Annotated in this window: 24 protein-coding genes; 15 read left to right on the top strand and 9 right to left on the bottom strand. The window is 34.6% G+C overall.

Annotated elements, in window-relative coordinates; all coding sequences use genetic code 11:
- The first annotated feature begins 2 nt into the window (after positions 1-2).
- Positions 3-725, top strand: coding sequence for a hypothetical protein (locus tag BST93_RS06760; RefSeq protein WP_105018552.1), 723 nt, complete (start codon positions 3-5; stop codon positions 723-725).
- Positions 726-745: 20 nt separating this feature from the next.
- Here BST93_RS06760 and BST93_RS06755 read toward each other — a convergent pair whose 3' ends face one another.
- Both BST93_RS06755 and BST93_RS06750 read right to left on the bottom strand, forming a co-directional pair.
- On the bottom strand, positions 746-1,657 hold the full coding sequence (locus BST93_RS06755) for a TIGR01777 family oxidoreductase (protein ID WP_105018551.1): 912 nt from the start codon (positions 1,655-1,657) through the stop codon (positions 746-748).
- Positions 1,658-1,717: 60 nt separating this feature from the next.
- Positions 1,718-2,131: a DUF2141 domain-containing protein gene (locus BST93_RS06750; RefSeq protein WP_105018550.1), complete on the bottom strand. Its 414-nt coding sequence runs from the start codon at positions 2,129-2,131 to the stop codon at positions 1,718-1,720.
- Positions 2,132-2,287: 156 nt separating this feature from the next.
- Between BST93_RS06750 and BST93_RS06745 the strand changes: the two genes are divergently transcribed.
- Together BST93_RS06745 and BST93_RS06740 are read left to right on the top strand one after the other, a co-directional pair.
- Positions 2,288-3,871 carry an ABC transporter substrate-binding protein gene (locus BST93_RS06745; RefSeq protein ID WP_105018549.1) on the top strand — a complete coding sequence of 528 codons (1,584 nt, stop codon included), beginning with the start codon at positions 2,288-2,290 and terminating at the stop codon, positions 3,869-3,871.
- A gap of 54 nt (positions 3,872-3,925) precedes the next feature.
- On the top strand, positions 3,926-4,417 hold the full coding sequence (locus BST93_RS06740) for a CIA30 family protein (protein ID WP_167341649.1): 492 nt from the start codon (positions 3,926-3,928) through the stop codon (positions 4,415-4,417).
- On the opposite strand, the gene BST93_RS06735 is transcribed toward BST93_RS06740, so the two are convergent.
- A complete protein-coding gene (locus BST93_RS06735) occupies positions 4,407-4,982 on the bottom strand; it encodes an outer membrane beta-barrel protein (protein WP_105018585.1) in 576 nt (191 codons plus the stop codon). The genes BST93_RS06740 and BST93_RS06735 overlap by 11 nt on opposite strands.
- 153 nt (positions 4,983-5,135) lie before the next feature.
- On the opposite strand from BST93_RS06735, the gene BST93_RS06730 reads away from it, so the two are divergent.
- From BST93_RS06730 to meaB, 8 genes are all read left to right on the top strand, one after another.
- A complete protein-coding gene (locus BST93_RS06730) occupies positions 5,136-5,567 on the top strand; it encodes a MarR family winged helix-turn-helix transcriptional regulator (RefSeq protein ID WP_060522934.1) in 432 nt (143 codons plus the stop codon).
- A gap of 49 nt (positions 5,568-5,616) precedes the next feature.
- Entirely contained in the window at positions 5,617-6,180 is a 564-nt protein-coding gene (locus BST93_RS06725; RefSeq protein ID WP_258150494.1) for a YceI family protein, read from the top strand.
- 153 nt (positions 6,181-6,333) lie between these two features.
- Positions 6,334-6,906 (top strand): cob(I)yrinic acid a,c-diamide adenosyltransferase, encoded by a 573-nt coding sequence (locus BST93_RS06720; protein WP_060522936.1) that lies wholly within the window; start codon positions 6,334-6,336, stop codon positions 6,904-6,906.
- A 179-nt stretch (positions 6,907-7,085) separates the two neighbouring features.
- Positions 7,086-7,307 (top strand): DUF2795 domain-containing protein, encoded by a 222-nt coding sequence (locus tag BST93_RS06715; protein ID WP_042279049.1) that lies wholly within the window; start codon positions 7,086-7,088, stop codon positions 7,305-7,307.
- Positions 7,308-7,425: 118 nt separating this feature from the next.
- A complete protein-coding gene (gene secA / locus BST93_RS06710; protein ID WP_105018547.1) occupies positions 7,426-10,827 on the top strand; it encodes a preprotein translocase subunit SecA in 3,402 nt (1,133 codons plus the stop codon).
- A gap of 139 nt (positions 10,828-10,966) precedes the next feature.
- Positions 10,967-11,311 carry a DUF3140 domain-containing protein gene (locus BST93_RS06705; RefSeq protein WP_085774331.1) on the top strand — a complete coding sequence of 115 codons (345 nt, stop codon included), beginning with the start codon at positions 10,967-10,969 and terminating at the stop codon, positions 11,309-11,311.
- A gap of 46 nt (positions 11,312-11,357) precedes the next feature.
- The gene (locus tag BST93_RS06700; protein WP_105018546.1) at positions 11,358-11,759 is read left to right on the top strand and encodes a hypothetical protein; all 402 of its coding nucleotides are present in this window, start codon (positions 11,358-11,360) and stop codon (positions 11,757-11,759) included.
- Between the two features lie 5 nt (positions 11,760-11,764).
- The gene (meaB, locus tag BST93_RS06695) at positions 11,765-12,775 is read left to right on the top strand and encodes a methylmalonyl Co-A mutase-associated GTPase MeaB (protein ID WP_105018545.1); all 1,011 of its coding nucleotides are present in this window, start codon (positions 11,765-11,767) and stop codon (positions 12,773-12,775) included.
- A gap of 586 nt (positions 12,776-13,361) precedes the next feature.
- Here meaB and BST93_RS06685 read toward each other — a convergent pair.
- The 6 genes from BST93_RS06685 to argS all read right to left on the bottom strand — a co-directional run bounded on the left by BST93_RS06685 (position 13,362) and on the right by argS (position 20,049).
- On the bottom strand, positions 13,362-13,988 hold the full coding sequence (locus BST93_RS06685; RefSeq protein ID WP_042279101.1) for a carbonic anhydrase family protein: 627 nt from the start codon (positions 13,986-13,988) through the stop codon (positions 13,362-13,364).
- A 9-nt stretch (positions 13,989-13,997) separates the two neighbouring features.
- Entirely contained in the window at positions 13,998-15,593 is a 1,596-nt protein-coding gene (locus BST93_RS06680) for a SulP family inorganic anion transporter (RefSeq protein WP_105018543.1), read from the bottom strand.
- A gap of 56 nt (positions 15,594-15,649) precedes the next feature.
- Positions 15,650-15,964 carry a hypothetical protein gene (locus BST93_RS06675; RefSeq protein ID WP_060522942.1) on the bottom strand — a complete coding sequence of 105 codons (315 nt, stop codon included), beginning with the start codon at positions 15,962-15,964 and terminating at the stop codon, positions 15,650-15,652.
- Between the two features lie 113 nt (positions 15,965-16,077).
- Entirely contained in the window at positions 16,078-16,572 is a 495-nt protein-coding gene (locus tag BST93_RS06670) for an OmpH/Skp family outer membrane protein (protein ID WP_105018542.1), read from the bottom strand.
- A 196-nt stretch (positions 16,573-16,768) separates the two neighbouring features.
- Complete coding sequence (locus BST93_RS06665; protein ID WP_105018541.1) at positions 16,769-18,121, bottom strand: DEAD/DEAH box helicase; 1,353 nt, start codon at positions 18,119-18,121, stop codon at positions 16,769-16,771.
- Positions 18,122-18,264: 143 nt separating this feature from the next.
- A complete protein-coding gene (argS, locus tag BST93_RS06660) occupies positions 18,265-20,049 on the bottom strand; it encodes an arginine--tRNA ligase (RefSeq protein WP_105018540.1) in 1,785 nt (594 codons plus the stop codon).
- 251 nt (positions 20,050-20,300) lie between these two features.
- Between argS and BST93_RS06655 the strand changes: the two genes are divergently transcribed.
- From BST93_RS06655 to BST93_RS06640, 4 genes are all read left to right on the top strand, one after another.
- Positions 20,301-20,726, top strand: coding sequence for a hypothetical protein (locus BST93_RS06655; RefSeq protein WP_105018583.1), 426 nt, complete (start codon positions 20,301-20,303; stop codon positions 20,724-20,726).
- 15 nt (positions 20,727-20,741) lie between these two features.
- Positions 20,742-21,866 carry a glycoside hydrolase family 53 protein gene (locus BST93_RS06650; RefSeq protein WP_105018539.1) on the top strand — a complete coding sequence of 375 codons (1,125 nt, stop codon included), beginning with the start codon at positions 20,742-20,744 and terminating at the stop codon, positions 21,864-21,866.
- 66 nt (positions 21,867-21,932) lie between these two features.
- Positions 21,933-22,826: an ABC transporter ATP-binding protein gene (locus BST93_RS06645; RefSeq protein ID WP_060522945.1), complete on the top strand. Its 894-nt coding sequence runs from the start codon at positions 21,933-21,935 to the stop codon at positions 22,824-22,826.
- Between the two features lie 2 nt (positions 22,827-22,828).
- Entirely contained in the window at positions 22,829-26,494 is a 3,666-nt protein-coding gene (locus BST93_RS06640; RefSeq protein ID WP_105018538.1) for an ABC transporter permease/M1 family aminopeptidase, read from the top strand.
- The last annotated feature ends 20 nt before the right edge of the window (positions 26,495-26,514 follow it).

The following is a 26,514-nucleotide window of genomic DNA, read 5'->3' as shown; positions in this document are numbered from 1 at the left end:
GTATGAAACTTACCCAACCTCTTTTTATTTTTTTACTGCTATGCTGTTTAAGCAATAAGTGTGTTGCCCAAAATCAACCTTTTAAAATCGATTCTTTAGTTACCATTAATTTGGCTGAAGGAATAGATCTTAGTCACAAATATTCCAATAGACATCAAACGAATGAAGTAGTCGTTTTTAAACAGTATCACACTTATTATATAATTAGGAAAAAGAGTTTAAGCGATAGGATTCATTTTTGTGACCGGGAAGAATTGAAATCGTTTTATAAATCTACTATTGAAGATTTCATCGATAATAATTCACAATCTATACAAGTCGCTTATAATTCTAGATTCAGTCAAAATGGGGTTTACCAAGCAGTATTTGAATATTATCGGAATCATAAATTGGAACCCTTGCATTATGATACTAGATTATTGGTAATAAAAAACTATTTATATCAAGTAAGTATAATTCAACCTAAAAATAAACATAGTGTGTATTCCAATCAAGATTTTTTTGATAGCATACAATTCAATTCAAAATACACTGGCATCAATCAATATGCTGCTTGTCATCATAACCAAGTCAAAACGGATCATTTATTCAAATTCGAAAAACCATTAAATAAAAAAACTATTAATGGTTTAATGAATCTATTTTATTTAGGTACTGGTATTGTAATAACGGTTGTACTAGTTATTCTTTTAATAGTAGTGCTCAGAAAAAGAAACAATAACTAGCCTGTCAATGATTATTTTCTTTAGGATAAATAGTTTTGAAGAGCATTTTCTAATTCTCTATATTCAAAAGTATATCCTGTTTTTTCAATTTTTTCACTACTTACATGTTGGCTAGACAAAACAATAGCAGACATTTCACCTAGCATCATTTTCATTACAAATTTTGGAACATTTGGTAGAAAAACAGGTTTTCCTATAACCTTCCCTATAGTTTCCATCATATTCCTGTTGCGCACTGGATTAGGCGCAACTCCATTATAAATACCTTCCAACTGTTCCTGAGCTATATGTATAAAAATACCTGAAAGATCGTCAATAGCAATCCAGCTTTGCCACATTTTCCCGTTTCCAAAACCTGCGCCAGCATAGTACTTTACCGGTTTGCTCATTTGGTCAAGAGCACCACCATTGTCTGAAAGTACGATACCTATGCGCACTATACTGTGTTTCAATCCAAGCTGGGTAAAAAGAGCTCCTATTTTTTCCCAAGCAATACAAACATCTGCTAAAAAATTGGAAGCAGTAGGTGGAATTTCATTTTCCTTTAATGCTCGACCATCTTGTTGATCCGGATAGATCCCTATCGCGCTTGCAGTAGTTACGTGTTCAACTTGATGCTTGTTGTTTTTAAGCGTATCGATTAATAACTGGGTTGAAAACACCCTACTATCCATAATACGTTTCTTAGCATCATCGGTCCATCTTTGAAAAACAGTTTCACCTGCTAGATGAATGATATTAGTAACGCCTTCTAGACATTTTACATCTATACTACCTTCTTTTACATTCCACAAAAAACCTTTATAGTTAGGCTCATCTTTAATTGCCTCTTGTCTCGTGGTCAAGTAATGGACCACATGTCCCTTTTCATGTAAATCATCAACGATTTGTTTACCTACAAGTCCTGTTGCTCCTGTTATAAGTACCTTCATAAAGTAAAAATAGGATGACTTAAAGACATCCTATTACTTATTATCAAGAGATTAACGTTATTACAACCTTACAACAATCTCTTTGTTTTCACTAATCTCAAATTTGGCCTCGCCCCATTGTGGTGGACCATAGCTCATGGGATTATTACTCAATCCATATGCCTCAGTAGGCATACCATTATCGGTAAAATCCATTCTTTGATTATTATTTTTATCGTGCAGTACGGTCACGGCATACTCACCTTGCGGAATGTTTTCAAAAGTCGCAATCGCTTTACCGTCTTTAATCTCTATACTTGTAGATTGATAAGGTTTCTTATTCCATGTTTCTGCCGTGTTTAAGGCATAAACCATTTTTCCATCATCGGTAGATGCGTTGTTCACAGTTACCGTCAATGTAAAAGTTTTTTCCTCTTGTGCATTTATTGTTAAAGAAACTAATGCTAGTAAAATTGAAGTGATAATCGTTTTCATAATTGTGTGTTTAATATGTTTGACAATGCAAATATGTGATCATGCTTCCGCGAAAGCGTAATTCAACTTACTCAATTGTAAAATATAAGTGCTCAATTGTCATCTATCCCTATAACTACCATTAACACATTGAGAATGCATTGTATATTTACGACAATGAGACTATTTATACTCCTGTTACTTGTATTGATTTATAGCTGTAATAAATCTGATCATAATAATTACGGTCCTGTTTTTAAGTATAACGAGCATGCTGGTGTCACAAGTTTAGATCCTGCATTTGCCAAAGACCAACGCAATATGTGGGTTTGTAATCAATTGTATAACACACTCGTCAAATTGGATAAGGATTTAAATGTGATTCCTGATCTTGCAGAAAGTTGGAAGATTGACAGCACAGCCACAAAATACACTTTTATTTTAAGGAACAACAGCTATTTCTATTATCCTAATCAAGATAAAAAGGAACGTGTTAAAGCCAGTGATGTCGCCTATAGTTTAAATAGATTAAAAAATGAAGCACTAGCCAGTCCAGGTTCTACTATAGTAAGTAATATTGAGACTATCGAGGTGACCAATGATAGTGTGTTAAACATTAAACTGAAGCAAGCGTTTCCTGCTTTTTTAGGCTTGATGAGCATGCAGTATGCATCTATATTATCTGAAAATGCAATCGAAGTTCTCGAGTTAAATCCTAGAAGTCAGCCAGTAGGTACTGGTCCTTTCTATTTAAAAAGATGGGAAGAAAACGTAAAAATGGTATTGCGTAAAAATCAATCTTATTGGGAAACTGATTCACAGGGAAATAGGCTTCCTTATCTTGAATCAGTAGCGATTACTTTTAAGCCAGATAAACAAAGTGAGTATCTTGAGTTTGCTCAAGGAAATCTTGACTTTATTAACGCTATTGATGCTAGTTATAAAGATGAATTGTTAACCAGCACTGGTGATCTCAAAGAGAAACATCAACAAGAAATAACCCTTGCCAAAGCACCATTCTTAAATACAGAATATCTAGGAATTAATTTAAAGTCTAAAAATCCTGCATTGCAGTCAAAAAAAATAAGAACTGCCATAAATATAGGGTTTGATCGTGGCAAAATGATTACCTATTTAAGAAACAACATAGGAATACCAGCAACACGTGGTTTTATTCCTGCTGGTTTACCAGGTTCTCAACAAGCACCAGAGCTCATTTATAATAGGAAAAAAGCTCGTGAATTGGTAAATGCTTATAAACAAGAATCAGGTGCCAATTCGGTAATTATCAATCTAGCTACCAGCGCAAATTATTTAGACCTTTGTGAGTTTATCCAAAAAGAATTAGAAAAAATTGGTATTACTATACAAATTGAGGTAATGCCGCCAGGAACTTTAAGACAATTGCGTAGTAAAGGACAATTAGAAATGTTTCGTAGTAGCTGGATTGCCGACTATCCAGACGCTCAAAATTACCTAAGCTTATTTTATTCTAAAAATCATACACCATCAGGTTCTAATTATAGTTTTTTTCATGATGATCACTACGATGCTTTATACAAAAAAAGTATTGTCACAGCTAGTGTAGACGAACGAGTGATACTGTATAAAAAAATGGACAGTATTATTAATGAAGAAGCTCCTGTAATACCTCTATACTATGATGAAAGTACCAGATTTTACCCAAAAAATATAATAAACCTAAAAGCAGATCCGACCAATATTCTTGATCTTACATCAGTAAAAAAATTAAGTAAGTGATAATTTACGCGACTTATATAAAAAATGCGTTTTCTGTTCTTTATTTTATGTCTTATGCTAACCACTAATCATACTATAACACCAGATAAAAATGATGCTGAAAATTGGTATGTAATTAATGATGGGGTGATGGGTGGATTGTCACAATCTAATTTTGAGATCACAGGTAAACAACTACGATATTACGGTCATGTATCGACAAGAAACAACGGTGGTTTTGCCTCGTTGCGATATAATGTAAAACCTTTAAATATTAACAAGGTTAAATCCTTCAAGCTTACGATTACAGGAGATGGTAGCGATTATGAATTTAGGTTGAGAGCTGCGCAAGATTCCTGGATATCTTACGTCTATAAATTTCAAACAACTGGTGAAAAGCAAACCATTAATTTTACCGTAAAAGATTTAAAACCTCAATACCGCGGTAGAAAATTAAATAAAGAAGTTTATAATGGAAAACAGCCCATTGAAATTGGGCTGCTTATTGGTAATAAAAAGGAACAAGATTTTGAAATCTTGTTTCATAACTTAGAAATTATAGAGTAAGACTAAGTCCTAATATGATTTGACTAGGTCTAGTATCAAGTGTACCTAGAGATCCTACATTGGTGAACTCGGCTTCGTTTTCTGTAAAACCACGTTCATAACGCACATCAATACCCAGATTACCTAAATTAACGCCTACTCCGAATTGTGCTCCTATGGTAAAATCCTCTTCTACGTCATCAATATCAACATCCTCAAGGTCAGTATCTAGAATATATTGAAAACTAGGCCCTGCAAAAATATGGAGAGGTCCTATAATATTGACACCTACTAAAACAGGAGCATCCAATTTATTAACTTCAAATCCTAGCCCATTATACTCACTATTCAATTGAGTATACATTAATTCTGGTCTTATATAAATAGCTCCTAAATCAATTTTCCCAAAAACACCAACGTGAAATCCTATTTTCTCATCAGGATTATCAATAATAGTTTGACCGTCTTGAGATAAATCTCCTGTAGACCCATAATTAACTCCTGCCTTTAGTCCTACTCCTCCATCAGTTTGAGCTTGAGCAAAATAAACAGACATCAAGGCAATAAAACAAATCAATTTTCTCATAGCAATTTTTCTTTTGTTAACGTTCAAACTTACTATTTATTCTCTTTGCATTTCTTTGACCTTAAAAAGCTTAATTTATTTTTAACATGAAATAAATCTAATCGTAAGAGTAAAATAATATATTTGTACCTACAATTAATTCAATTGTAATTAATGAAAGAAAACAAAATGCATATTCCGCTTTCGCGAAAGCTAACCACTACAATCATCAAGAAGGGTACCGACTTTACTGATGAAGTAAGTAGCGCTATAAAAGAGCAAGGAATAACCCTTCAACAATTTAATGCATTGCGTATTTTAAGAGGTAGAAATGGTAAACCAGCCAGTTTACAGGATGTAAGCAAGGACATGATTCACGCCAATTCTAACACCACTAGAGTAATCGATAAATTAGTTACAAAAAAATTGGTAAAACGAGTACAATGTCCGTCAGATCGCAGACAAATTGAAATTACCATAACTCAAGAAGGATTAAATCTACTAACTATCCTCGACCATCAAGTGGACGAAAAAGAAAGTGAAATCACTCAAAACCTTAACGACGAGGAGAAAAAACGATTAATTGCCCTTCTTATGAAGCTTTAAAAAATTTTAATAAATATATGTATATACAATTAATGTAAAAACAATTAAAATGAATCTAATTTTTAAATCGACTGTTGTTCTAGCAATAGTAGCCGCAACATTCACAAACAATGTTAACATGAAAAAAATAAATACTGAAAAAAGCACCGCTGTATGGACCGGTAAGAAATTTGGTGGACAGCACACAGGAACTATTAATCTAACATCAGGAACTTTAGAGTTTGAAAATGATAAGATTAAAGGTGGAAGTTTTGTAATTGACATGTCTAGTCTGGTAGTTACAGATCTAGAAGGAGAAATGAAAGGTAAATTAGAAGGTCACTTAAAAAGTGATGATTTTTTCTCAACGGCAAATTATCCACAAGCCACTCTAGATTTTACGAGTATTGATAACGAGGAAGGATATGCGACTATCACTGCAGATTTGTCAATTAAAGGTATTACTCATCCAATAACTTTTGATCTTACTTATAACAATAATGAAGCTACCACTACCCTTGTTATAGACAGAAGCAAGTACAACGTAAAATATGGGTCTAAAAGTTTTTTTAAGGGATTAGGCGACAATTTTATCTACGATAATTTTGAGGTTGAAGTATCCTTGATTTATTAGCAAATTTTCACATTGAATTATTACAATCAATTAAATCCCACGAATGCTATTCGTGGGATTTTAATTTTATACTACAATAAGGTGTGTATAGATTATGATACTTTTTAGTAATCTCTTGCGTCATACTAGTACATTTGTAGGAATCTTATTTTTATGAAAATCTATACTAAAACAGGTGATAAAGGAACCACTGCTTTATTTGGAGGCACAAGAGTACCTAAACATAATTTAAGAATTGATAGTTATGGTACGGTTGACGAGCTCAACTCATGGATAGGTTTATTGAGAGACCAACCAGTTACAGCGTCTACTAAAAAAATTCTTATCGATATTCAAGATCATTTATTTACAGTAGGTGCTATACTAGCAACGCCACCAGAAAAAGAAAAATTGAAAAATGGTAAGGATCGCCTTAATATTTCCAAAATAGCCGATGAGGATATATTGATGTTAGAACAAGAAATGGATAGAATGAATGAGGATCTTCCGCCTATGACTCACTTTATTCTTCCTGGCGGACATCAATCGGTGTCATTTTGTCACATTACTAGAACAGTATGTCGAAGAGCAGAGCGTTTAGCTAGTGAATTAAACGAAAATACTCCTATTGACGAACAGGTTTTAAGGTATTTAAACAGACTGTCTGACTACTTATTTGTCTTGGCACGTAAATTGTCATTTGATTTGCAAGCCGAAGAAATAAAATGGGTCCCAAAAAAGTATTAAGAATCAGTTGATTTTAAATCAGCATTCACAAGTGGGGTAACTGAGTCTATAACACTGGGCACAAAACATTTTGATTTTCAAAAGCTTGTACGCTCTTTGCAAATCTTGAATCATTAATAAATAATAACTTGCATAAATCGACGATAAGTTTATTTTTGCAAAAATTAACGAGTAAAATTATGTATTGGACGCTTGAACTAGCATCATATTTAAGTGACGCTCCATGGCCAGCTATGAAAGATGAGCTTATTGACTATGCCATACGTACTGGGGCACCTTTAGAAGTGGTTGAAAATCTTCAAGCAATTGAAGATGAAGGTGAAATATATGAGTCTATTGAAGAAATATGGCCCGATTATCCTACCGATGAGGATTACCTCTGGAACGAGGATGAATATTAAAAAACAATTACATCATAAAAAAGTCTCGCAAAGAGACTTTTTTTTTGCTTGAATTTAGGATATTAGCAAAGGTAGTATTCATTTTTTAAACTACTATTAATCAATTAAGTAACAATATATGGGACTATTAGATTCCGTTTTAAAAATCTTTGTTGGAGATAAAGCAAAGAAAGATATTAAAGATTTACAGCCTTACGTGAATCAAATTCTTTCCTTTGAGAAGGAATTAAGTTCTCTTTCCATAGATGAATTAAGAGCAAAAACTCAAGAATTTAAAGATAAAATTCAAGCTGCTAAAAAGGATACTTTAGAGCAAATTGAAAATCTTAAACTTCAAGTAGAACAAGAACAAGACATCGATAAAAAGGAAGATTTATATAATGAGATCGACCAATTAAATGATGTTGCTTATGATCAAACAGAAGCTGTTCTAGAAGAAATAATGGCCGAAGCTTTTGCTGTTGTTAAAGAAACTGCAAGACGTTTTGTTCAAAATGAAGAATTAATAGTACAGGCCTCACCTAGAGACCGTGAACTTTCTGCTGTAAAAGATTATGTTCGATTAGACGGTGACAATGCTATTTGGGCCAATTCTTGGGATGCAGCTGGTAAAGCAGTTACTTGGGATATGATTCATTATGATGTACAGCTTATTGGTGGTACGGTACTTCATCAAGGAAAAATTGCCGAAATGCAAACTGGTGAAGGTAAAACACTTGTAGCTACTCTTCCTGTTTATCTTAATGCCTTAACTGGTAATGGTGTTCATGTAGTTACCGTTAACGATTATCTAGCAAAACGAGATAGCGCCTGGATAGGACCTATTTTTGAATTCCATGGACTTACTATCGATTGTATCGATTATCACAAACCTAATTCAGAAGAACGTAGAAAAGCTTATCTAGCAGATATTACCTACGGTACCAATAACGAGTTTGGTTTTGATTATTTGAGAGACAACATGGCTCACTCGCCAAAGGATCTTGTTCAACGTAAACACAACTATGCAATCATTGATGAGACCGATTCTGTTTTAATTGATGATGCGCGTACGCCTTTAATCATCTCTGGTCCTATTCCAAAAGGTGGTGATCGTCAAGAATTTGACATGTTGAAGGCTCCTGTCGAGAATGTGGTAACCATTCAACGTAGAGAATTAACGCAAACACTTGCACAAGCCAAGAAATTGATTAATGACGGTGACACTAAAGAAGGTGGTAAATTACTTTACACCGTTTATAGAGGATTACCTAAGAATAAAGCATTAATAAAATTCCTAAGTGAAGAAGGAAATAAAACTTTACTTCAGAAAACTGAGAATTTTTACATGCAAGATAACAATCGTGAAATGCCAGAGATTGACAAATCTCTTTATTTCGTGATCGATGAAAAGAACAATCAGGTTGAATTGACCGATAAAGGTATTGAGCATTTATCAGGTGCCGAAGATCCAGAATTCTTTGTACTTCCTGAGCTAGGTATCGAGATTGCCAAAATTGAAAAAGAAGATATTTGTGCCGAAGAGCAAGCTGAAAAGAAGGAAGATCTATTTCGTGAATACTCGATTAAATCAGAACGTATTCATACTCTAAATCAACTTCTTAAAGCTTACACTCTTTTTGAAAAAGATGTAGAATATATAGTTGCAGAAGAAGAAAAAGAAACTGCTAAAGGGATTACACGTGAAATGTCTGTAAAAATCGTTGATGAACAAACAGGTCGTGTAATGGAAGGACGACGTTACAGCGATGGTTTACACCAAGCAATTGAGGCAAAAGAAAATGTAAAAATTCAAGACGCCACACAAACCTTTGCTACCATTACCTTGCAAAACTATTTCCGTATGTATAAAAAACTATCGGGAATGACAGGTACAGCAATTACTGAAGCTGGTGAATTCTGGGAAATCTATAAGTTAGATGTTGTTGAAATTCCAACTAACAGACCAATTGCTCGTGACGATAGACAAGACTTGGTTTATAAGACTAAACGTGAAAAATATAAGGCAGTAATTGATGAAGTTTTATCTTTAAGAGAACAAGGAAGACCTGTTCTTATAGGAACAACCTCTGTTGAGATTTCAGAATTATTAAGTCGTACATTACAACGTGCAGGAATAGAACACAATGTTCTTAATGCAAAACAGCATAAAAAGGAAGCTGATATTGTCGCTCAAGCTGGTAACCCAGGACAAATAACCATAGCTACAAACATGGCTGGTCGTGGTACAGATATTAAACTATCAGACGAAGTTAAGAATGCAGGTGGTCTTGCCATAATTGGTACAGAACGTCATGATTCTAGACGTGTAGATCGCCAGTTAAGAGGTCGTGCTGGTCGTCAAGGTGATCCAGGTAGTTCACAGTTCTATGTCTCTCTTGAGGATAATTTAATGAGATTATTCGGATCAGAGCGTATGGCGAAAACTATGGACCGATTAGGAATGAAAGAAGGTGAAGTTATTCAACATTCTATGATTTCTAAATCCATTGAACGAGCACAGAAAAAAGTAGAAGAAAACGCATTTGGTGTGCGTAAAAATCTTCTTGATTATGATGATGTAATGAACACGCAACGTGAGGTAATTTATAAACGCCGTTATAATGCCTTATTTGGAGAACGTCTTGCTGTAGATATTGCAAACATGATCTATGATATCGCCGAAGATGTAACTACAAGTAATAAACTTGCTCAAGACTACAAGAATTTTGAATTTGAATTGATAAGATTTTTCTCAATGAGCAGTCCTATCAATGAATCAGAATTCAAGTCAAAATCTGATCAAGAAATCACAGGTATCGTTTATAAAGCAGCATACAACCATTATAAGGATAAAATGGAGCGCACTGCGCAAGAAGTGTTTCCGGTAATTAAAAATATCGTAGAAAATGATGAACGTAATTATGAACGTATTGCAGTTCCTTTTACTGATGGTATAAAAACACTTAATGTAGCGACTAACCTTAATGATGCCTACGAGAGCGAAGGGAGAACTCTAGTTACAGATTTTGAAAAAAACATTACGCTAGCCATAATCGATGACTCTTGGAAAAATCACCTACGTCAAATGGACGAATTACGCCAAAGTGTGAGACTAGCTGTGCATGAACAAAAAGATCCTCTACTTATTTACAAATTTGAAGCCTTTGAACTTTTCAAACAAATGGTCGATAAAGTAAATAAAGAAGTAATAGGATTTATGTTCAAAGGTGACCTACCTACTAGAGACACTTCAAACATAAGTGAAGCAAGAGAAAGAAAGACTGAAAAAACTACTACTCAAAAAGAAGAAGTTTTAAACAGCGATGAGCGAGCAGCACAAGCTAGATCAGTTGGAGCAGGCGCTAGTCAACAACGTCCACAAGTTACTGAGACCATAACCCGTGAACAACCTAAAATCGGTCGTAATGAAAAGGTAGTGATTAAGAACGTGATGACAGGTGAGACTAAAGAAGTTAAATTTAAACAAGCAATCCCTTTAATCAACAAAGGTGAATGGGTGGTTCAAGGTAAAGCATAATTGTAACTATCACCATAAGATAAATCCTCAACATTTTTTGTTGGGGATTTTTTTTATTCAGTAAACCCAGTTAAAATATTCTTAGTTAACAACTTACTAACTACAAAAGGTATATTCATTTTATAGTTTTAATTAAAAAATGAGTGATAAGAGTAATGAAGAAATTTATGACGAGTTCTATGATGCTGTAAACATGACTCCGAGTGAACTAGAACAATGGTTAGATACCGACAAATCAAAAAGTGTAGGTCAAGATAGTGGTGATGGAGAATCAAAAGGTCATAAGTCTGGACGTAAGATTATAACCATCAAAAACAAGAAGAAGGACGATCTCAATCAAAATGATTACGAGCACATGAATAAAGTGATAGGATATATTCACAGGCACACAGCTCAAAAACCAGACAGCGATATAAAAGAAAGCGATTGGAGATACAGCCTTAAAAATTGGGGACACGACCCTTGTAAAGAAATGAATTGTTAAGATTGTTCAGTAATAGTAGTATTTTAGTGGTTGAAAATCTACCATTATGAAACCTCTATTACGAAATATTATAGCATTACCAGCGGGAATAATCGCTGGTGGATTACTCAACAGCAGTATCGTCTTTATAGGTAACGCAGTTTTTCCCACAGGAATCGATCCTAATGATTATGAGGCCTATGCACAAGTGATTCCTACCCTATCGATGGAATACTTCATCTTCCCATTTTTGGCACATGCTTTAGGAACCTTATTTGGGGCATACATTGCTTCAAAAGTTGCTGTATCATACCAACTACTTTGGTCTTTATTAATTGGTGGGTTTTTCCTAGTTGGTGGTATTACCGCTATTTCAATGTTTGGAGGACCTACCTGGTTTATGATACTAGATTTAACAATTGCCTATATACCTATGGCTTATCTAGGCTATAAATTTGCATCCAAATAACTTTTATGAGTTTAGAGCACCTTAATCCTAAATCCTGGCAACGCAGGAAAAAACCTTCCTCACAGGAAGTTTTTGAGAAATTAAGAAAAGGAGATATAAGTGCTTTAAGTAGAGCAATAACTGGTGTTGAAAGTAAAGCTAGTGAGGATTATGCTTTCGCGAAAGCGTTACTACAACAAGCACTACCCTATTCAGGAAACTCCTTTAGATTAGGAATAACTGGCGTTCCAGGAGTAGGCAAATCAACATTTATAGAGTCTCTAGGAATTCATTTAATCAAATTAGGTTTTAAGGTAGCTGTACTAGCTATTGATCCCAGTAGTAGCGTTTCCAAGGGAAGCATACTAGGAGACAAAACTAGAATGGAACAATTGGTTAAAAGTGAATTTGCTTATATAAGACCTAGTCCGGCAGGCGAAACTCTAGGTGGCGTGGCAAGAAAAACCAGAGAAGCCATCTTGCTGTGTGAGGCGGCAGGATTTGACTTTATTATGGTGGAAACTGTTGGAGTCGGTCAAAGCGAAACTGCGGTTCACAGCATGACTGACTTTTTCCTTCTCCTTAAACTAGCAGGCGCTGGTGACGATTTACAAGGGATTAAACGAGGAATAATGGAAATGGCCGATGCTGTCATCATTAATAAAGCTGATGGTGATAATAAAAAAGCGGCTTTACATGCCAGAAGAGAGTTTCAAAATGCGTTGCATCTTTTAAATCCTAAATCCCATCAATATCCAGTTAAGGTGCATTTATGTAGTGGATTGCACAATGAAGGCATTGAAGAAATTGCTCAAGAGATTGCATCATTTAGACAACATAGTAATCAAAACGGTAGTTTACTGGAACGTCGTAATTCACAGGAATTATACTGGTTACATCAAACTATAGAAGACCGATTAAAAGAAGCATTTTATTCAAGATCCGAAATAATAAATCAAATTAAAGAGATAGAAACTTCTGTTGTTGAGCGTAAAATATCGGCATTTGATGCAGCCGACAGATTACTTTCTCTCTAACCGACAATTAGTATCAACAACAAGCAGGCAGCAGTAATGCTTATTGATGAAAATATAAGTTGCACCCAATTTTTGTAAATTCTAGATAGGTGCTGATTTGCAAAAAGAAAGAGAAAAACTGGTAACAACCAAAAGCTATATTGGTATTCTTGAACTATTATCTGGGCATATTCCATAGTGACTGATTGCATTTTAAAAACAAAATACAATATCATAAAAAAATAGAAAAATACTTGTGTTGCTCCATACCTCGCAAATCCTGAAATTCTTCTATCGATATGATTAATATGGGAAGTAAGCCATAGATAGACGGTAATAAGATAACCTAGACAAAAACTTAATCCAGATAAAGCATATAGTGTTGAACTATCTTTATGCCTATCTATGATAAAGCCATCGTATAAACGGTAATCATTATTGAAACTTAAAAAAGAATCGATATAAAAAAATAAGTAAAAGCCATAAAATAGAATCAGTCATACAACAAATCCTACCAATATTGAAAAACAAAACCTAGTTCTACCAATACTGTGTATTGTAAAACTAGGTCTTGAATATTTAAATGTTTTTTCAAACACTGACTGTATTAATAAAAGTCTACTGAGCCTGTTGAAATGTCATACATACCACCAACTAATAAAACATCTTCATCCTCTACAAGTTCTCTGATTACCTCACTTTTTTTAAGGATGTTTTCAATCGTCATCAATACGTTTTGTTTAGCGACAGCATTTACAAAGTCAATATTTTTAGATGTACGTTGGTCTTCTTCCTTTGGCTCCTTTACAGCTTCAACGGCTGGTTCTAATTTATTAATCAATGTGGTAAGATTACCCATACGTGCATGATCACAGGCACCTTTAATGGCACCACACGCAGTATGACCTAATACTAAAATAACTTTGGTCCCAGCAAGTTTAGTAGCAAACTCCATACTTCCCAAAATATCTTCATTAACGAAGTTTCCTGCAATTCTTACACTAAATAAATCTCCAATCCCTTGATCAAAAATATGCTCGGCGCTTACCCTACTGTCTATACAATGAAGTACGGTAGCAAATGGGAATTGTCCAGTGCTAGTTGATTGTATTTGTTCGTTGAAATTTCGTGAAATTTGTTGTTGCCCAACAAATCTTTGATTTCCTTCTTTTAATTCTTTTAAAGCGGCTTGCGGAGTCATCGCCGCTTGTGTTTCTTTATTTTGTGTAATCATCATTAATAATTAAGCTGATTGTAATTTTTTTCGTTTAAAAAACTCGATAAAACTATCGGGATTTTCCACCGTACCTCTTTGTGAGTATAGTTTTATGTAGATGTTTCTATTTTTAGCTTTTGTCCCAAAGTCCTCTAAAATTTCGATAACATCGTGATCTAGATAAACTGTATTACGCACGTCTATCTCTAGGAAGGTATCTTCTGGTATGCTATCTAATTCTTTTAAAATAGTTGCTTTATTGAAGAAAGTCACTTCTTCAGCAAAAGTCATGTTTATCTTATGCTGGTTGTCCACCTCAGCTTCTTTTTTATGTAGAAAATGACTGTTCTTAAAACTTTGATATAAAGTAAATACTATTCCTATGGCCAGCCCTACTCCTACTCCTGCAAGGAAGTTAAAATATAAAACTATCACAGTTGCGATAAAGGGTATAAACTGTCTCCATCCTGCTTTCCACATTGCTGCAAAAGTTTTTGGATTAGCAAGTTTATATCCTACTATTAATAATATAGCTGCAAGAACCGAATTAGGGATCATGTTAAGTATGGTAGGGATTGATATAACTGATATCAAAAGGAAGAAACCATGAATTATTGCACTCATTTTAGTACGTCCACCACTTTGAACATTGGCACTACTGCGCACAATAACTTGAGTAATAGGTAATCCTCCTATTAAAGAAGAAAGTACGTTACCAGTTCCTTGAGCCAGTAATTCTCTGTTAGTTGGTGTTACTCGTTTTTGAGGATCTAGTTTATCAGTAGCTTCCACACACAATAAAGTTTCAAGACTAGCTACTAGTGCAATCGTAAAGGCAGTTATCCAAACTGAAAAATTACCTAAATCACTAAAATCAGGAAAAGTAAATTGACCAAAAAAGTCATCCATACTGGATGGCACAGGAACATTTACTAGGTGTTCATTGGCAATACCATATACGGTATTATCTTGAGTAAAATAATAGTATAATATTCCTACTACCACAGCTACCAAAGGCCCTTGAATTAAGTGGAACACTTTAGACTTTTTAACTAATACGTTACTCCATAACAACAAAATTGCCAATGAAATTACAGCTATTATAGTTGCACCAGGACTGATAAATTCACCAATCTTTCCTATTTCAGAAAAAGTAGTTTCTCCGTCTAATTGAAAAAACATCCAATCTCCTTGAGGATCTTTATCTAACCCGAAAAAATGTGGAATTTGTTTAGTGAAAATAATAATACCAATACCTACTAGCATCCCTTTAATCACACTACTAGGAAAGTAGTATCCTATAACACCTAGACGTACAACTCCAAAAACTATTTGGATAACACCAGCTATCACTGCTGCGGCTAGAAAGGTTTCATATCCTAATTCACTAATAGATGCGAGTACAATCGCAGCAAGCCCAGCTGCTGGACCGCTTACTCCAATTTGAGAACCACTAAGAGCTCCTACTACTATTCCTCCTATAATACCAGCTATTATTCCCGCAAAAGGCGGTGCACCGCTGGCTAGCGCTATTCCTAAACAAAGTGGTAGTGCAACAAAAAACACTACGATACTTGCTGGTAAATCTGATTTTAAATTTTGTAAATACTTGGTTGTAGACATAATACGTTTTTTTTACATGCATGTGCATGGGTAATACTAAATAAAGGGTAGAAATATTACGCTATGACTGGCGGCGGCAATTGGATTTGCCTGATGGGAGAATCCCAATTAAATGCATTATGATGACTAATCGAGCTTTTCACCTTATAAGATGGTATCGAAATGGATAAGATCGAATAAAATAAAACTGGTAGTTGGTTTTCTTTCTCTATCTCGTTAAGAGAAATTTGTTCAGAATCTAATTCGATATCAATATCATAAACTAGTTCTGATTTACTTACTTGATCCATTAAAGTAGGAATAACAGGTAATGAGATCAAAGCTAAAGCTAAGATCACCGCACCTATCATATATAGTCTTCCTAACTGCATATGGGGTAAATATAAACTATTTTTATAACTACTATAAATATATTTAATAGAACAATTTAGGGCATAAAAAAAGCCACTTTAAAGGTGGCTTAGCTATTTATTAATCAGATTACTTACTTCAAAGTAACACCTAATTTTGCTGCTACTGCTGGTGTAAGATTAACAGACTCATCTGCAAACAACACTGCACTTGCATTTACGACAAGTTTAAAACCTTTTTCTTTGGCAACGGTCTCTATTGCATCATTTACCCTTTCTAGAATTGGGTCTAACAATTCTTGACGTTTAAGACCTAGTGTTCTTTCTGCACTTTGAGCACTACTTTCTAATTCCTTTTGTAATGCATCTGCTTGTGAGGCATACTGCTTCATTTGTTCTTCTGTAACTCCAGGAGCACTTGCTTTATATTGTAAATCGGCTAATTTTTGTTTCGCATTTGCCTCTGCTTTTTGCAAGTCGCTGCCTAAACTTTTATTCAATTTTTGAATTTCTGCATTTGCCGCTTGCATCTCTGTCATTGAAGCTAGTAGATAATCAGAATTCACATAGGCAGTCTGTGCCATTGCCATTGAACCTATTAAAAAGAATAATAAAAATACTTTTTTCATTTGTAGTTATTTAAGGTTTGCAAGATAAACAACATGTCACACCTTGCATATTATTTCACTCAGACATTTCAATTATAATGCCGTAAATATAACCTGTTGAAAAAGTGGTTATTACGCTTTCGCGAAAGCGTAACAAGTACTCTACTTAACATTAATTAACCTACTACTATAATGGAAAACGGCTCAAAAGATGTCGTTACCTTTTCTTGCGACGACGATTGGCATTCTTATCGCCACGAGTTTTGGGCTTTTTATACTTAGCCGCCATTTTGCGACGGTAACTACCACCTTGATTTGTTTTTTTGTTTTTATCCTTTTTTTCATGGAAAGCGGCACCACGCTCGTCTTCTTCTACTTTATTAGGATTAAAAATTTCTCTGACCTTGGGTTGTTCTTCAGGAGTTTTTTGTTTTGACACTTCTACTTCATCAGGAAAGGCAACTTCTGGAATAGAATAATCCATAAGTTGTTCAATAGCTTGTTTTGATTCTATCTCCTTTTCAGTGTAAAATAAAATAGAATTACCAGCATTTTGAGCCCTTCCAGTACGTCCTATACGATGCATGTAGTTTTCAGGAAATGCGGGTACATCGATATTAATAACGTGTGAAATTCCCTCAATATCCAGTCCACGTGCCATTACATCTGTAGCTACAAGGATACGACAATCACCGTTTGTAAATGCCTCAATGGATCGTAAACGATAATTTTGTGTTTTGTTGGAATGAATAACTGCTACTTCATTACCGTAATGAGGTTGGATGACCTCATGCAACCTGTCAGCACTACGTTTATTATCTACAAAAACCAGTACTTTACTATAAACCTCGTGATCACTTATAAGGTGCATGAGTAAATTTACCTTAGTATAAAAGTTAGGTACTGCTATACTTTGTTGATTTATGTTATCCAGCCTCGTTCCAGAAACTGCTACAGACACCTTGGTAGGGTTGTAAAAATAGTCCTTGATAAAGGCTTCTATTTGATCAGTCATTGTTGCAGAATACATGATATTCTGTCTTTTATTGGGTAAATGATCAAAGATATTGGTAAGTTGAAATCTAAATCCTAAATCCAACATCACATCTACCTCATCGATAACCACCTTTTTGCAATGTTTAAAACTTATAGATTGATGTACTATAAGATCATACAACCTTCCTGGAGTTGCTACCACAATATCAACACCGTTTGCCAGAGCTTTCTTTTGCGTGTTAATATTAGTGCCTCCATAAACTCCTTGAACCCTTAGCTCCATTTGAGCTGAATAGGATTTAATATTATCCACTACTTGAACTACTAATTCTCGGGTAGGCACCAGCACCAAGATTCTAGGATCATCGATTTGTGCAAAGGGTAAAGAATTAAGCAAGGGAAGCATGTAAGCAAGAGTTTTCCCTGTACCCGTTTGGGCAATACCTATAACATCACGTCCTGATGCTACCACTGAATAGGACTTTTCCTGTATAGGAGTCATGGTTTGAAAACCTAGGTCTTCTATACTTTTACGCAGCGGTGTTCTAAGTTCTAATTCAGTAAAGGTATTCATGGTTTATTGCTTTCTAGGTTGCAAAGGTAAATTAATCTATTTGACCACTATTATTTAGTCATGCAGTCAAATAGTTAATCGTAATTTATAATTCCTATTAATCAACTTTTAAATTAATTAATAGTTGGGTTTCATATGAGTATCTACATTTGTTCAGGAACATCGATTCCTAGCAGTGAACAAGCGTCCTTGATTACTAAAGCTGTTTTGTAACACAACAACAGTCTAAACTGTTTTAAATCGGCATTTTCCTCTTCAACGATCTTAGGGACATTTTGATAGAAAGAATTAAATTCTCGTACTAGCTCATACGTATAATTGGCAATACTAGCAGGATTTAATTTTATAGCAGCATTGTGGATCACATCAGGGAATTGCTCAATTGTTTTAATGATTGCAATATCCTTGTCGGTTATATCTAGATCACTATTAGCATTTAATTTAGTAGAATTAAATTGAGCCTTCTTTAAAATAGATTTAATCCTAGCATGTGCATATTGAATAAAAGGACCTGTGTTTCCTTGAAAATCAACAGACTCTTCAGGGTTAAACATCATGTTCTTAACTGGGTCAATTTTAAGCATGAAGTACTTGAGAGCGCCTAGTCCTATAATTTTGAAAAGGTCTTCTTGTTCCTGTGAAGAAAGTCCATCAAGTTTACCTTGTTCTAGAGCTATTTTACGTGCAGTAGCTGTCATCTCTTCCATTAAATCATCGGCATCTACAACGGTTCCTTCACGTGATTTCATTTTACCTGATGGTAATTCAACCATTCCATAACTAAGGTGATGCAGGTTTTCGGCCCAATCATAACCCAGTTTCTTTAAGATTAAAAACAAGACTTTGAAATGATAATCTTGCTCATTTCCTACCGTGTAAACCATCGCATTTATAGGGTGATCCTTAACACGCTGAATAGCAGTACCTATATCCTGAGTCATATAAACGGCAGTACCATCACTACGTAGAACTAGCTTTTCATCCAATCCTTCATCTGATAAATCAATCCAAACTGAACCATCATCTTTCTTAAAGAAAACGCCTTTTTGCAAACCTTCTTCAATGATGTCTTTACCTAGTAAATAGGTATTACTCTCATAGTAAAGACTATCAAAGCTTACTCCTAGATTATTATAAGTCACCTCAAACCCATCATAAACCCAGCCATTCATTTTTTCCCAAAGAGCAACTGTTTCTGAATCACCAGCTTCCCATTTCCTAAGCATTTCTTGCGCTTTAAGTAATGATGGAGCCTGTTTTTCTGCCTCTTTAGGATCTATACCTTCATTAATGAGTTGAGCTATTTCTTCCTTGTATTGTTTATCAAACTTTACATAATAATTCCCAACTAGTTTATCACCTTTTAATCCCGTACTTTCTGGAGTTTCTCCATTTCCCTGTTCTTGCCAGGCAAGCATGGATTTACATATATGGATACCTCTATCGTTTATTATTTGTGTTTTATTCACACGTCTACCCGATGCTTCTAGAATTTGCGCAACACTATAACCTAATAAGTTATTTCTTATATGACCTAGGTGTAGTGGTTTATTCGTATTAGGTGAACTATATTCAACCATAATACCTGGTGAGGAATCATCAACTGGAGTAAAACCGTACTTAGAATTACTTAGCATTTCATTGAAAGCGATAATAAAGACAGCGTTTGTCAAGGTTACATTCAAAAATCCTTTGATTACCTCGTAACTACCAATGAGTTCGGTATTTTCTTGTAAGTACGCTCCTATTTGTTCACCTATGACTGCTGGATTACCTTTAATTTGACGCAACATTGGAAAAACCATAATGGTAAAATGGCCATTTTGATCTTTGCGAGTTAGAGTTACCTCAACTTTTTCTAGATCAACTTGAAACAACTCTTTAACTGCTGTTTTAGTAACATTTTCCAACTGATGGATCACAGACATAGTATAGTAATTTAGGCCTGCAAAGGTAGTATTTCTAAACAGATAATGGAATAGAAAAAAGACTTGTGAACTAGGGTATTATAGACAAGATACTAGGGTAATTAAATATTTCTATTTAATTGTTACGCTTTCGCGAAAGCATAAAACCTCCAAACATTATTTCATTCTTAAAAAAACACAGCTACCTAAATGTCTTTTAATGATATCTATTGAAAGGATTAATCAATAAAACAGACTCAATTAAAAACAATATGCTGTACAACGTTTCCTATAACAAGCCTGAAATTCAACGTAAACTACGCCAGGAAGTTGGTGTACCGCTTTCCTTAAAAGAGCGCTGGAAATTAAGAGGTTCTGGATCACCTAAACTGAACATCACAAGTTGTAGCATTCATATTCACAATCTACTCGTGCTTGACAATAATGCCAATATTTGTAATGTAGAGATACTCGAAAAAGGAATTATTGTTAGATTTAGATCGCTTTTGGAGACTTTTGCCTTACCCATTCCTTTTTACAAACTAAGTATCTATAAAGGTGAGGCCGATGTCTATTCGATTTATAGAGATAATTATTTCATTAAAGTAAAGGCTAATCATAAGAGCGTTCACAAATTTTTTCAAAAAGTATTGCTGCGCAAGGAAGAGCAAGGCTACACTTTTATTGACGATTTGTAGTACTATATTTGAATCATGAAACGTATTTATTTATACTGTTTAATGATTGCGTGTTTCTCGTTTTATTCTTGTAATGAGAATGATGGTCAGGACAACTATAATGAATCCACAATCTTTTATAAAGGTATGGATTTATCCTTTCTAGAAGAACTAGAACAATCAGGATTGCAATTTAAGGACGAGAATAATAATGTCATAACAAACAATTATGCATACATATCTAGCAAAGGTGTTAATCTCGTAAGAATTAGATTGTGGTTAAATAATCCAAACGGATTATACGACCTAGACCATGTAAAAAGACAAGCATTACGTGCCCAAGAAAACGGCATGGAATTTTTACTGGACTTTCACTATTCCAGCACATGGGCCGATCCAGGTTCACAGCGCATACCCAGTAATTGGAGTAATTATAGCCATCAAGAATTAACAGTCGCAATAGAAAACTATAGTAAAAATGTTTTACAAGAATTAAACGACCAAGGTACGTTACCAAAATTTGTTCAAATAGGAAATGAGACTGATAATGGCTTTTTATGGCCTATTGGAAAGATATACGACAGTGGTAATGAGAATTGGAATAATTACATTGATCTAACTAAAGCCGCAATTAATGGTGTTAAAAGAGTATCTCCTACTTCAAAAATTATTATTCACAAGGCAGATATTGCAACTAGCGAGTACTTTTTTCAACAGCTTATAGATAGAAACGTTGAATTTGATGTTATAGGATTGAGTTATTATCCGTGGTGGCAAACTACTAATCTCGATGACATTGAACAAAAATTAGAGCAATTAGCACAAAGTTTTAATCAAGAAATATTACTAGTAGAAACTGCCTATCCTTTTACCTTAAACTGGAATGATAATAAGAATAATATAGTAGGACTTCAAAATCAACTTATCCCAGAATACGGCGCCACACCATCAGGACAGCGTAATTATTTATTGCGCATTCATAATACAATTAAAAACCTTCCTAAAAATAAAGGAATAGGTTTTTGTTACTGGGCACCTGACTGGGTTGCAGTAGCACCTGGTATTTCTACTTACACACAGGGAAGCAGTTGGGAAAATCTAGCCTTATTTAATTTTGAAAACCGAGTGACACCTGCCATTGAAATATACGCGATTGAATAATCGTTTTGATATGTAACATATTGTGACGTTCTTGCACTAACCATTCAAATCAAAAGAACATCAATTATGTTATTAAGCCTTAAAAATGTTTCTAAAACTTATAAAAACGGTGTAAAAGCACTGGACAATGTAAGTATTGATATTCACGCTGGAATGTTTGGATTACTAGGTCCTAATGGAGCTGGAAAATCTTCATTAATGCGTACTATCGCTACCTTACAAGCACCAGATGGAGGATCTATTCATCTAGATGATTTAGATATTCTTAATAACAAAATTGAATTTAGAAAAACTCTGGGATATCTACCTCAAGAATTTGGGGTATATCCTAAAATGAGCGCTCACGATCTATTACATTATTTTGCCCAACTTAAAGGAATTTCAAACAGTTCAGAAAGAAATGCAATTGTAGACAAAGCTCTTGAAGTTACCAATTTAAGTGATGTAAGACATAAACATGTAGCTGGGTATTCTGGAGGAATGAAACAAAGATTTGGAATTGCTCAACTTTTACTCAACGATCCTAAATTAATAATAGTTGATGAACCTACAGCTGGTCTAGATCCTGCAGAACGTCATAGATTCTTAAATGTCTTAAGAGAGATAGGAACAAATCATATTGTAATTTTTTCTACACACATTGTTGATGATGTGAAAGAATTGTGTACTGATATGGCCATTTTAAATGGTGGTAAAATTCTGGCACAAAACACACCGAAAAACCTGGTTAAGGCATTATCGGGAACCATATGGAAAACCACGGTAACCAAGGATCAATTACCTACTTATGAAGCGTCTTATAATATAATTTCATCCAGTTTTGATGAAGATAGCAATCTGGTAATTAGAGTAATGAACGATACACAACCAGCTCCAGAATTTATCGCTACTGATGCGTCTTTGGAAGATGTGTATTTCACAACATTAAAACAGGAACAACAAATAGAATTAAACTCATAATCATGTTTAGTACTATTTTTTTACACGAGCTTAGAACCTGGTTTAAGAAACCACTGTTCTATATTTATACTGGAGTTATCTTTCTATTAAGCTTATTAATTACCGCACTTTCCGTTGGAGTATTTGATAGTGACTCTGTAACCGTTACTTCTCCTTTTTATCTAAACAGTGCAGTAGGAGTTTATAGTTTAATAAGTGGTGGTATATTAATCACTTATTTACTTATACCTAGTATTATAGGAGGAACTATCCAACGTGACTTTAGCAGTAACATGCACCACGTACTTTATTCCTATCCCTTAAATAAAGTAAGTTACTTATTAGCAAAATTCAGTGCTGGGATGCTACTTACACTATTAATTATTCTTGCAAGTATGCTGGCCGTTACAATTGGCTTTTACTTACCTGGAGCTAATGAAGATTTGATAGGACCTTTCTCACTCATGAATTACATTCAACCATTTTTAGTAATGGTAATACCTAATGTATTTTTCTATGGAGCCATCGTTTTTGCTATAACGACCTACTTCAGAAACATCAATTTAGGTTTCATGAGTGTGCTCATCTTGATTATCTGTCAATTTGCTGCTGCTAGTTCATTAGATTCTGTAGATGATACATTTTGGATAGAACTTCTAGAACCTACTGGAGAAAGTGCTATTGGACAAAGAATTAAATACTGGACACCAGATGAGCAAGGCAGTAAATTATTACCTACCGATGGTACTGTATTGTATAATAGATTATTGTGGTTAGGGTTTTCCGTTATTCTATTCCTTTCTGTAATCGTTGGTTTTAGATTTTCTCAACATGCTATTTCGGTAGGGAGAAAGAAGAAATCATCACGAGTAATCAAACGTAATTTTGGAACTGTTCAGGATATTACCTTACCTAAGGTAAGTCAAAACTTCAGCTTTTTTAATCAATTGAAAACAGCTTGGACAATATCAAAATCAGACATTAAATACATTGTAACAGGATGGCCATTTATTATTATAGCGGTAATTGCTTTTGCCTTTTCACTTCTTACTATGTTGGTAAGCGGTCAAGTGTATGGTACAGACATCTTGCCAAAAACCTGGTTGATGTTACAAATCCCTGCAGGAATATTTAGCACATTTACCTATCTATTAATATACCTGTACACTGGCTTCATAATGGACCGTTCCAAAACGGCTCACATGTTACAGCTAGTAGACACCACTCCTACTAAAAACTGGGTTTTCCAATTATCACGAGTATTCTCTATGAGTATAATGGTGTTTTCTCTATTTGTTATAGTGATGTTAAGTGGTATCATCATACAAACCGTAAATGGTTTTAATGATTATCAAATTGACCTTTATTTGTTTGATTTGTTCATGATCAAATTTTGGGAATTTTTACCATGGATATTGATGTCAATTTTAATTCACACTTTGATTAAAAATAAATGGTTAGGACTTATGACCTTGCTTGTAATTGCCTTAGGATTACCATTTGCCATGGAGGCTATAGGAGTTGAACAAGCTCAATTTATTTTTAACCAAGGAACCGGCGCTCCTAGTCCTTCAGATATGAATGGTTATGGAGATAGTATCTGGCGCTACTTCACATTTAGAGGTTACTGGATTGCATTAGGTATAGCGCTATTTGGTGTTAGTTTATTATTCTTTAGACGTGGAATGAGCATAGGTGCAAGTGAGAGGATCGCTTTCGCGAAAGCGAGATTAAAAACACCTATCACCACACTACTTAGTGTAGGATTAATAATATTTGTAGGAATAGGAAGCTACATTTGGAAAGTTAACAACATTGATAATGAAAGAACTACAGGAAAAGAACGTGAACTACTGGCAGTAAATAAAGAAAAGGAATTAAGTAAATATTTAAACGTTCCCCAACCTAGAATTACTGATGTTAAGGCGTTTGTTGATATTTATCCAGAAACTAGAGACTTTAAAGCTAGAGCAGAAATGCTTATGGTCAACAAGTCCAGCGCCGTAATTGATACACTGCACGTTAATATAAACGACACACTTACCACAATTGAAACAGATCGTAAAATTGAAGTGGTTTACGACAACGAGGACTATGGTTATCGCATGTATAGGATAACGCCACCCTTGCAACCTGGAGATACGCTAGAGTTTAATGTAGCAACTTACAACAAAGAAAACACCTTCTTTGAAAAAAACTCACCTGTTGTTGAGAATGGAACTTTCATGAATAATTTCGTTTTTCCATCCATTGGATACAATGATCAAGGAGAGATCCGAAATACTCAAATTCGCAAAAAGTATGAATTACCTCCAAAAGATCGCTGGCCTGACGCAACTAAACCAGGTGTGCGAGACAATAATTACATAGGCGGAAACAGCGATTGGATAAACTTTGAAGCTACATTAAGTACAAGTCCAGATCAAATTGCCATATCACCAGGTTATCTAACTAAAGAGTGGGAAGAAAATAACCGTAAGTACTACTATTATAAAATGGATAGTAAAATGGTGAATTTTTACAATTTTATGAGTGGTAGATATGAAGTCATGCGCGACGAGCACGACGGCATTAAACTAGAAATCTATTACCATAAAGATCATGATTACAATATCGACCGCATGATGGCTGGCCTTAAAGCCGGACTAGATTATTATAATGACAATTTTACACCTTATCAACACAGGCAAGTACGCATCATTGAATTCCCAAGAAATTTTGGAACGTTTGCACAGGCGTTTGCAAACACGATACCTTTTAGTGAAGGAATAGGTTTCATTGCCGATGTTGATGGAAGTGACAAGGATGCAGTAGATTACCCTTTTAGTGTTACCGCACACGAACTTGCCCATCAATGGTGGGCACACCAGGTAATTGGAGCCTATGCGAAAGGTGCTACATTACTTTCAGAAAGTTTATCAGAATACAGTTCATTAAAAGTTCTAGAGAAATCTAGAGGAAAAGAACAAATGAGGTCTTTTCTTAAAGACGCTATGGATAAATACCTTTTAGGAAGAACGGTAGAGTCCATTGGAGAAAACCCATTGATGTATAATGAAAACCAACAGTATATTCATTATCAAAAAGGATCTTTAGTCCTTTATGCAATGAGCGATTATTTAGGCGAGAAACAATTTAATAACGTGATTAAACAATTTGCAGAAAAATATCAGTTCCAAGGTCCACCATACCCAACAGCTATCGAATTTGTAGACGATATAAGAGCCGCAACTCCTGACTCGTTACAATATCTTATTAAGGATATGTTTGAAACGATAACTTTGTATGATAATGATGTAAAAAAAGCTACGTATACAAAACTTGATGATGGTCGTTATCAAGTGGAATTTACTGGATACATAACTAAGTATAGATCAGACAAAAAAGGAAAAAGTGTTTATAAAAACACGGTAGGTGATAGCCTTTCATACACTCCTGAAGGAAAGAAAAAAGCCTTAAAATCATTACCTCTAGCTGATTATATAGATGTTGGTGTTTTTGGAGAAAAGGATGATGAAACAGGAATTAACAAGGTTCTTTATCTCAAAAAACATAAAATTGTAGCTATTGAAAATAAATTCTCAATCATCGTAGATGAAAAACCTGTAGAGGTTGGAATTGATCCGTTCAACATATTGATAGACCGTAACTCTAACGACAATAGAACAGCGGTTAAAGAAAAGGAATAGATTTTTTCTTCGCGAATTAA

This window comes from Nonlabens tegetincola (assembly GCF_002954355.1).
Taxonomy (GTDB): domain Bacteria; phylum Bacteroidota; class Bacteroidia; order Flavobacteriales; family Flavobacteriaceae; genus Nonlabens; species Nonlabens tegetincola.
This window is presented reverse-complemented; position numbering and strand designations above follow the sequence as displayed.

Coding starts and splice junctions, on each gene's coding strand:
- BST93_RS06760 (WP_105018552.1), top strand. CDS start 3: ATGAAACTTACCCAACCTCTTTTTATTTTTTTACTGCTATGCTGTTTA.
- BST93_RS06755 (WP_105018551.1), bottom strand. CDS start 1,657: ATGAAGGTACTTATAACAGGAGCAACAGGACTTGTAGGTAAACAAATC.
- BST93_RS06750 (WP_105018550.1), bottom strand. CDS start 2,131: ATGAAAACGATTATCACTTCAATTTTACTAGCATTAGTTTCTTTAACA.
- BST93_RS06745 (WP_105018549.1), top strand. CDS start 2,288: ATGAGACTATTTATACTCCTGTTACTTGTATTGATTTATAGCTGTAAT.
- BST93_RS06740 (WP_167341649.1), top strand. CDS start 3,926: ATGCTAACCACTAATCATACTATAACACCAGATAAAAATGATGCTGAA.
- BST93_RS06735 (WP_105018585.1), bottom strand. CDS start 4,982: ATGAGAAAATTGATTTGTTTTATTGCCTTGATGTCTGTTTATTTTGCT.
- BST93_RS06730 (WP_060522934.1), top strand. CDS start 5,136: ATGAAAGAAAACAAAATGCATATTCCGCTTTCGCGAAAGCTAACCACT.
- BST93_RS06725 (WP_258150494.1), top strand. CDS start 5,617: ATGAATCTAATTTTTAAATCGACTGTTGTTCTAGCAATAGTAGCCGCA.
- BST93_RS06720 (WP_060522936.1), top strand. CDS start 6,334: ATGAAAATCTATACTAAAACAGGTGATAAAGGAACCACTGCTTTATTT.
- BST93_RS06715 (WP_042279049.1), top strand. CDS start 7,086: ATGTATTGGACGCTTGAACTAGCATCATATTTAAGTGACGCTCCATGG.
- secA (WP_105018547.1), top strand. CDS start 7,426: ATGGGACTATTAGATTCCGTTTTAAAAATCTTTGTTGGAGATAAAGCA.
- BST93_RS06705 (WP_085774331.1), top strand. CDS start 10,967: ATGAGTGATAAGAGTAATGAAGAAATTTATGACGAGTTCTATGATGCT.
- BST93_RS06700 (WP_105018546.1), top strand. CDS start 11,358: ATGAAACCTCTATTACGAAATATTATAGCATTACCAGCGGGAATAATC.
- meaB (WP_105018545.1), top strand. CDS start 11,765: ATGAGTTTAGAGCACCTTAATCCTAAATCCTGGCAACGCAGGAAAAAA.
- BST93_RS06685 (WP_042279101.1), bottom strand. CDS start 13,988: ATGATTACACAAAATAAAGAAACACAAGCGGCGATGACTCCGCAAGCC.
- BST93_RS06680 (WP_105018543.1), bottom strand. CDS start 15,593: ATGTCTACAACCAAGTATTTACAAAATTTAAAATCAGATTTACCAGCA.
- BST93_RS06675 (WP_060522942.1), bottom strand. CDS start 15,964: ATGCAGTTAGGAAGACTATATATGATAGGTGCGGTGATCTTAGCTTTA.
- BST93_RS06670 (WP_105018542.1), bottom strand. CDS start 16,572: ATGAAAAAAGTATTTTTATTATTCTTTTTAATAGGTTCAATGGCAATG.
- BST93_RS06665 (WP_105018541.1), bottom strand. CDS start 18,121: ATGAATACCTTTACTGAATTAGAACTTAGAACACCGCTGCGTAAAAGT.
- argS (WP_105018540.1), bottom strand. CDS start 20,049: ATGTCTGTGATCCATCAGTTGGAAAATGTTACTAAAACAGCAGTTAAA.
- BST93_RS06655 (WP_105018583.1), top strand. CDS start 20,301: ATGCTGTACAACGTTTCCTATAACAAGCCTGAAATTCAACGTAAACTA.
- BST93_RS06650 (WP_105018539.1), top strand. CDS start 20,742: ATGAAACGTATTTATTTATACTGTTTAATGATTGCGTGTTTCTCGTTT.
- BST93_RS06645 (WP_060522945.1), top strand. CDS start 21,933: ATGTTATTAAGCCTTAAAAATGTTTCTAAAACTTATAAAAACGGTGTA.
- BST93_RS06640 (WP_105018538.1), top strand. CDS start 22,829: ATGTTTAGTACTATTTTTTTACACGAGCTTAGAACCTGGTTTAAGAAA.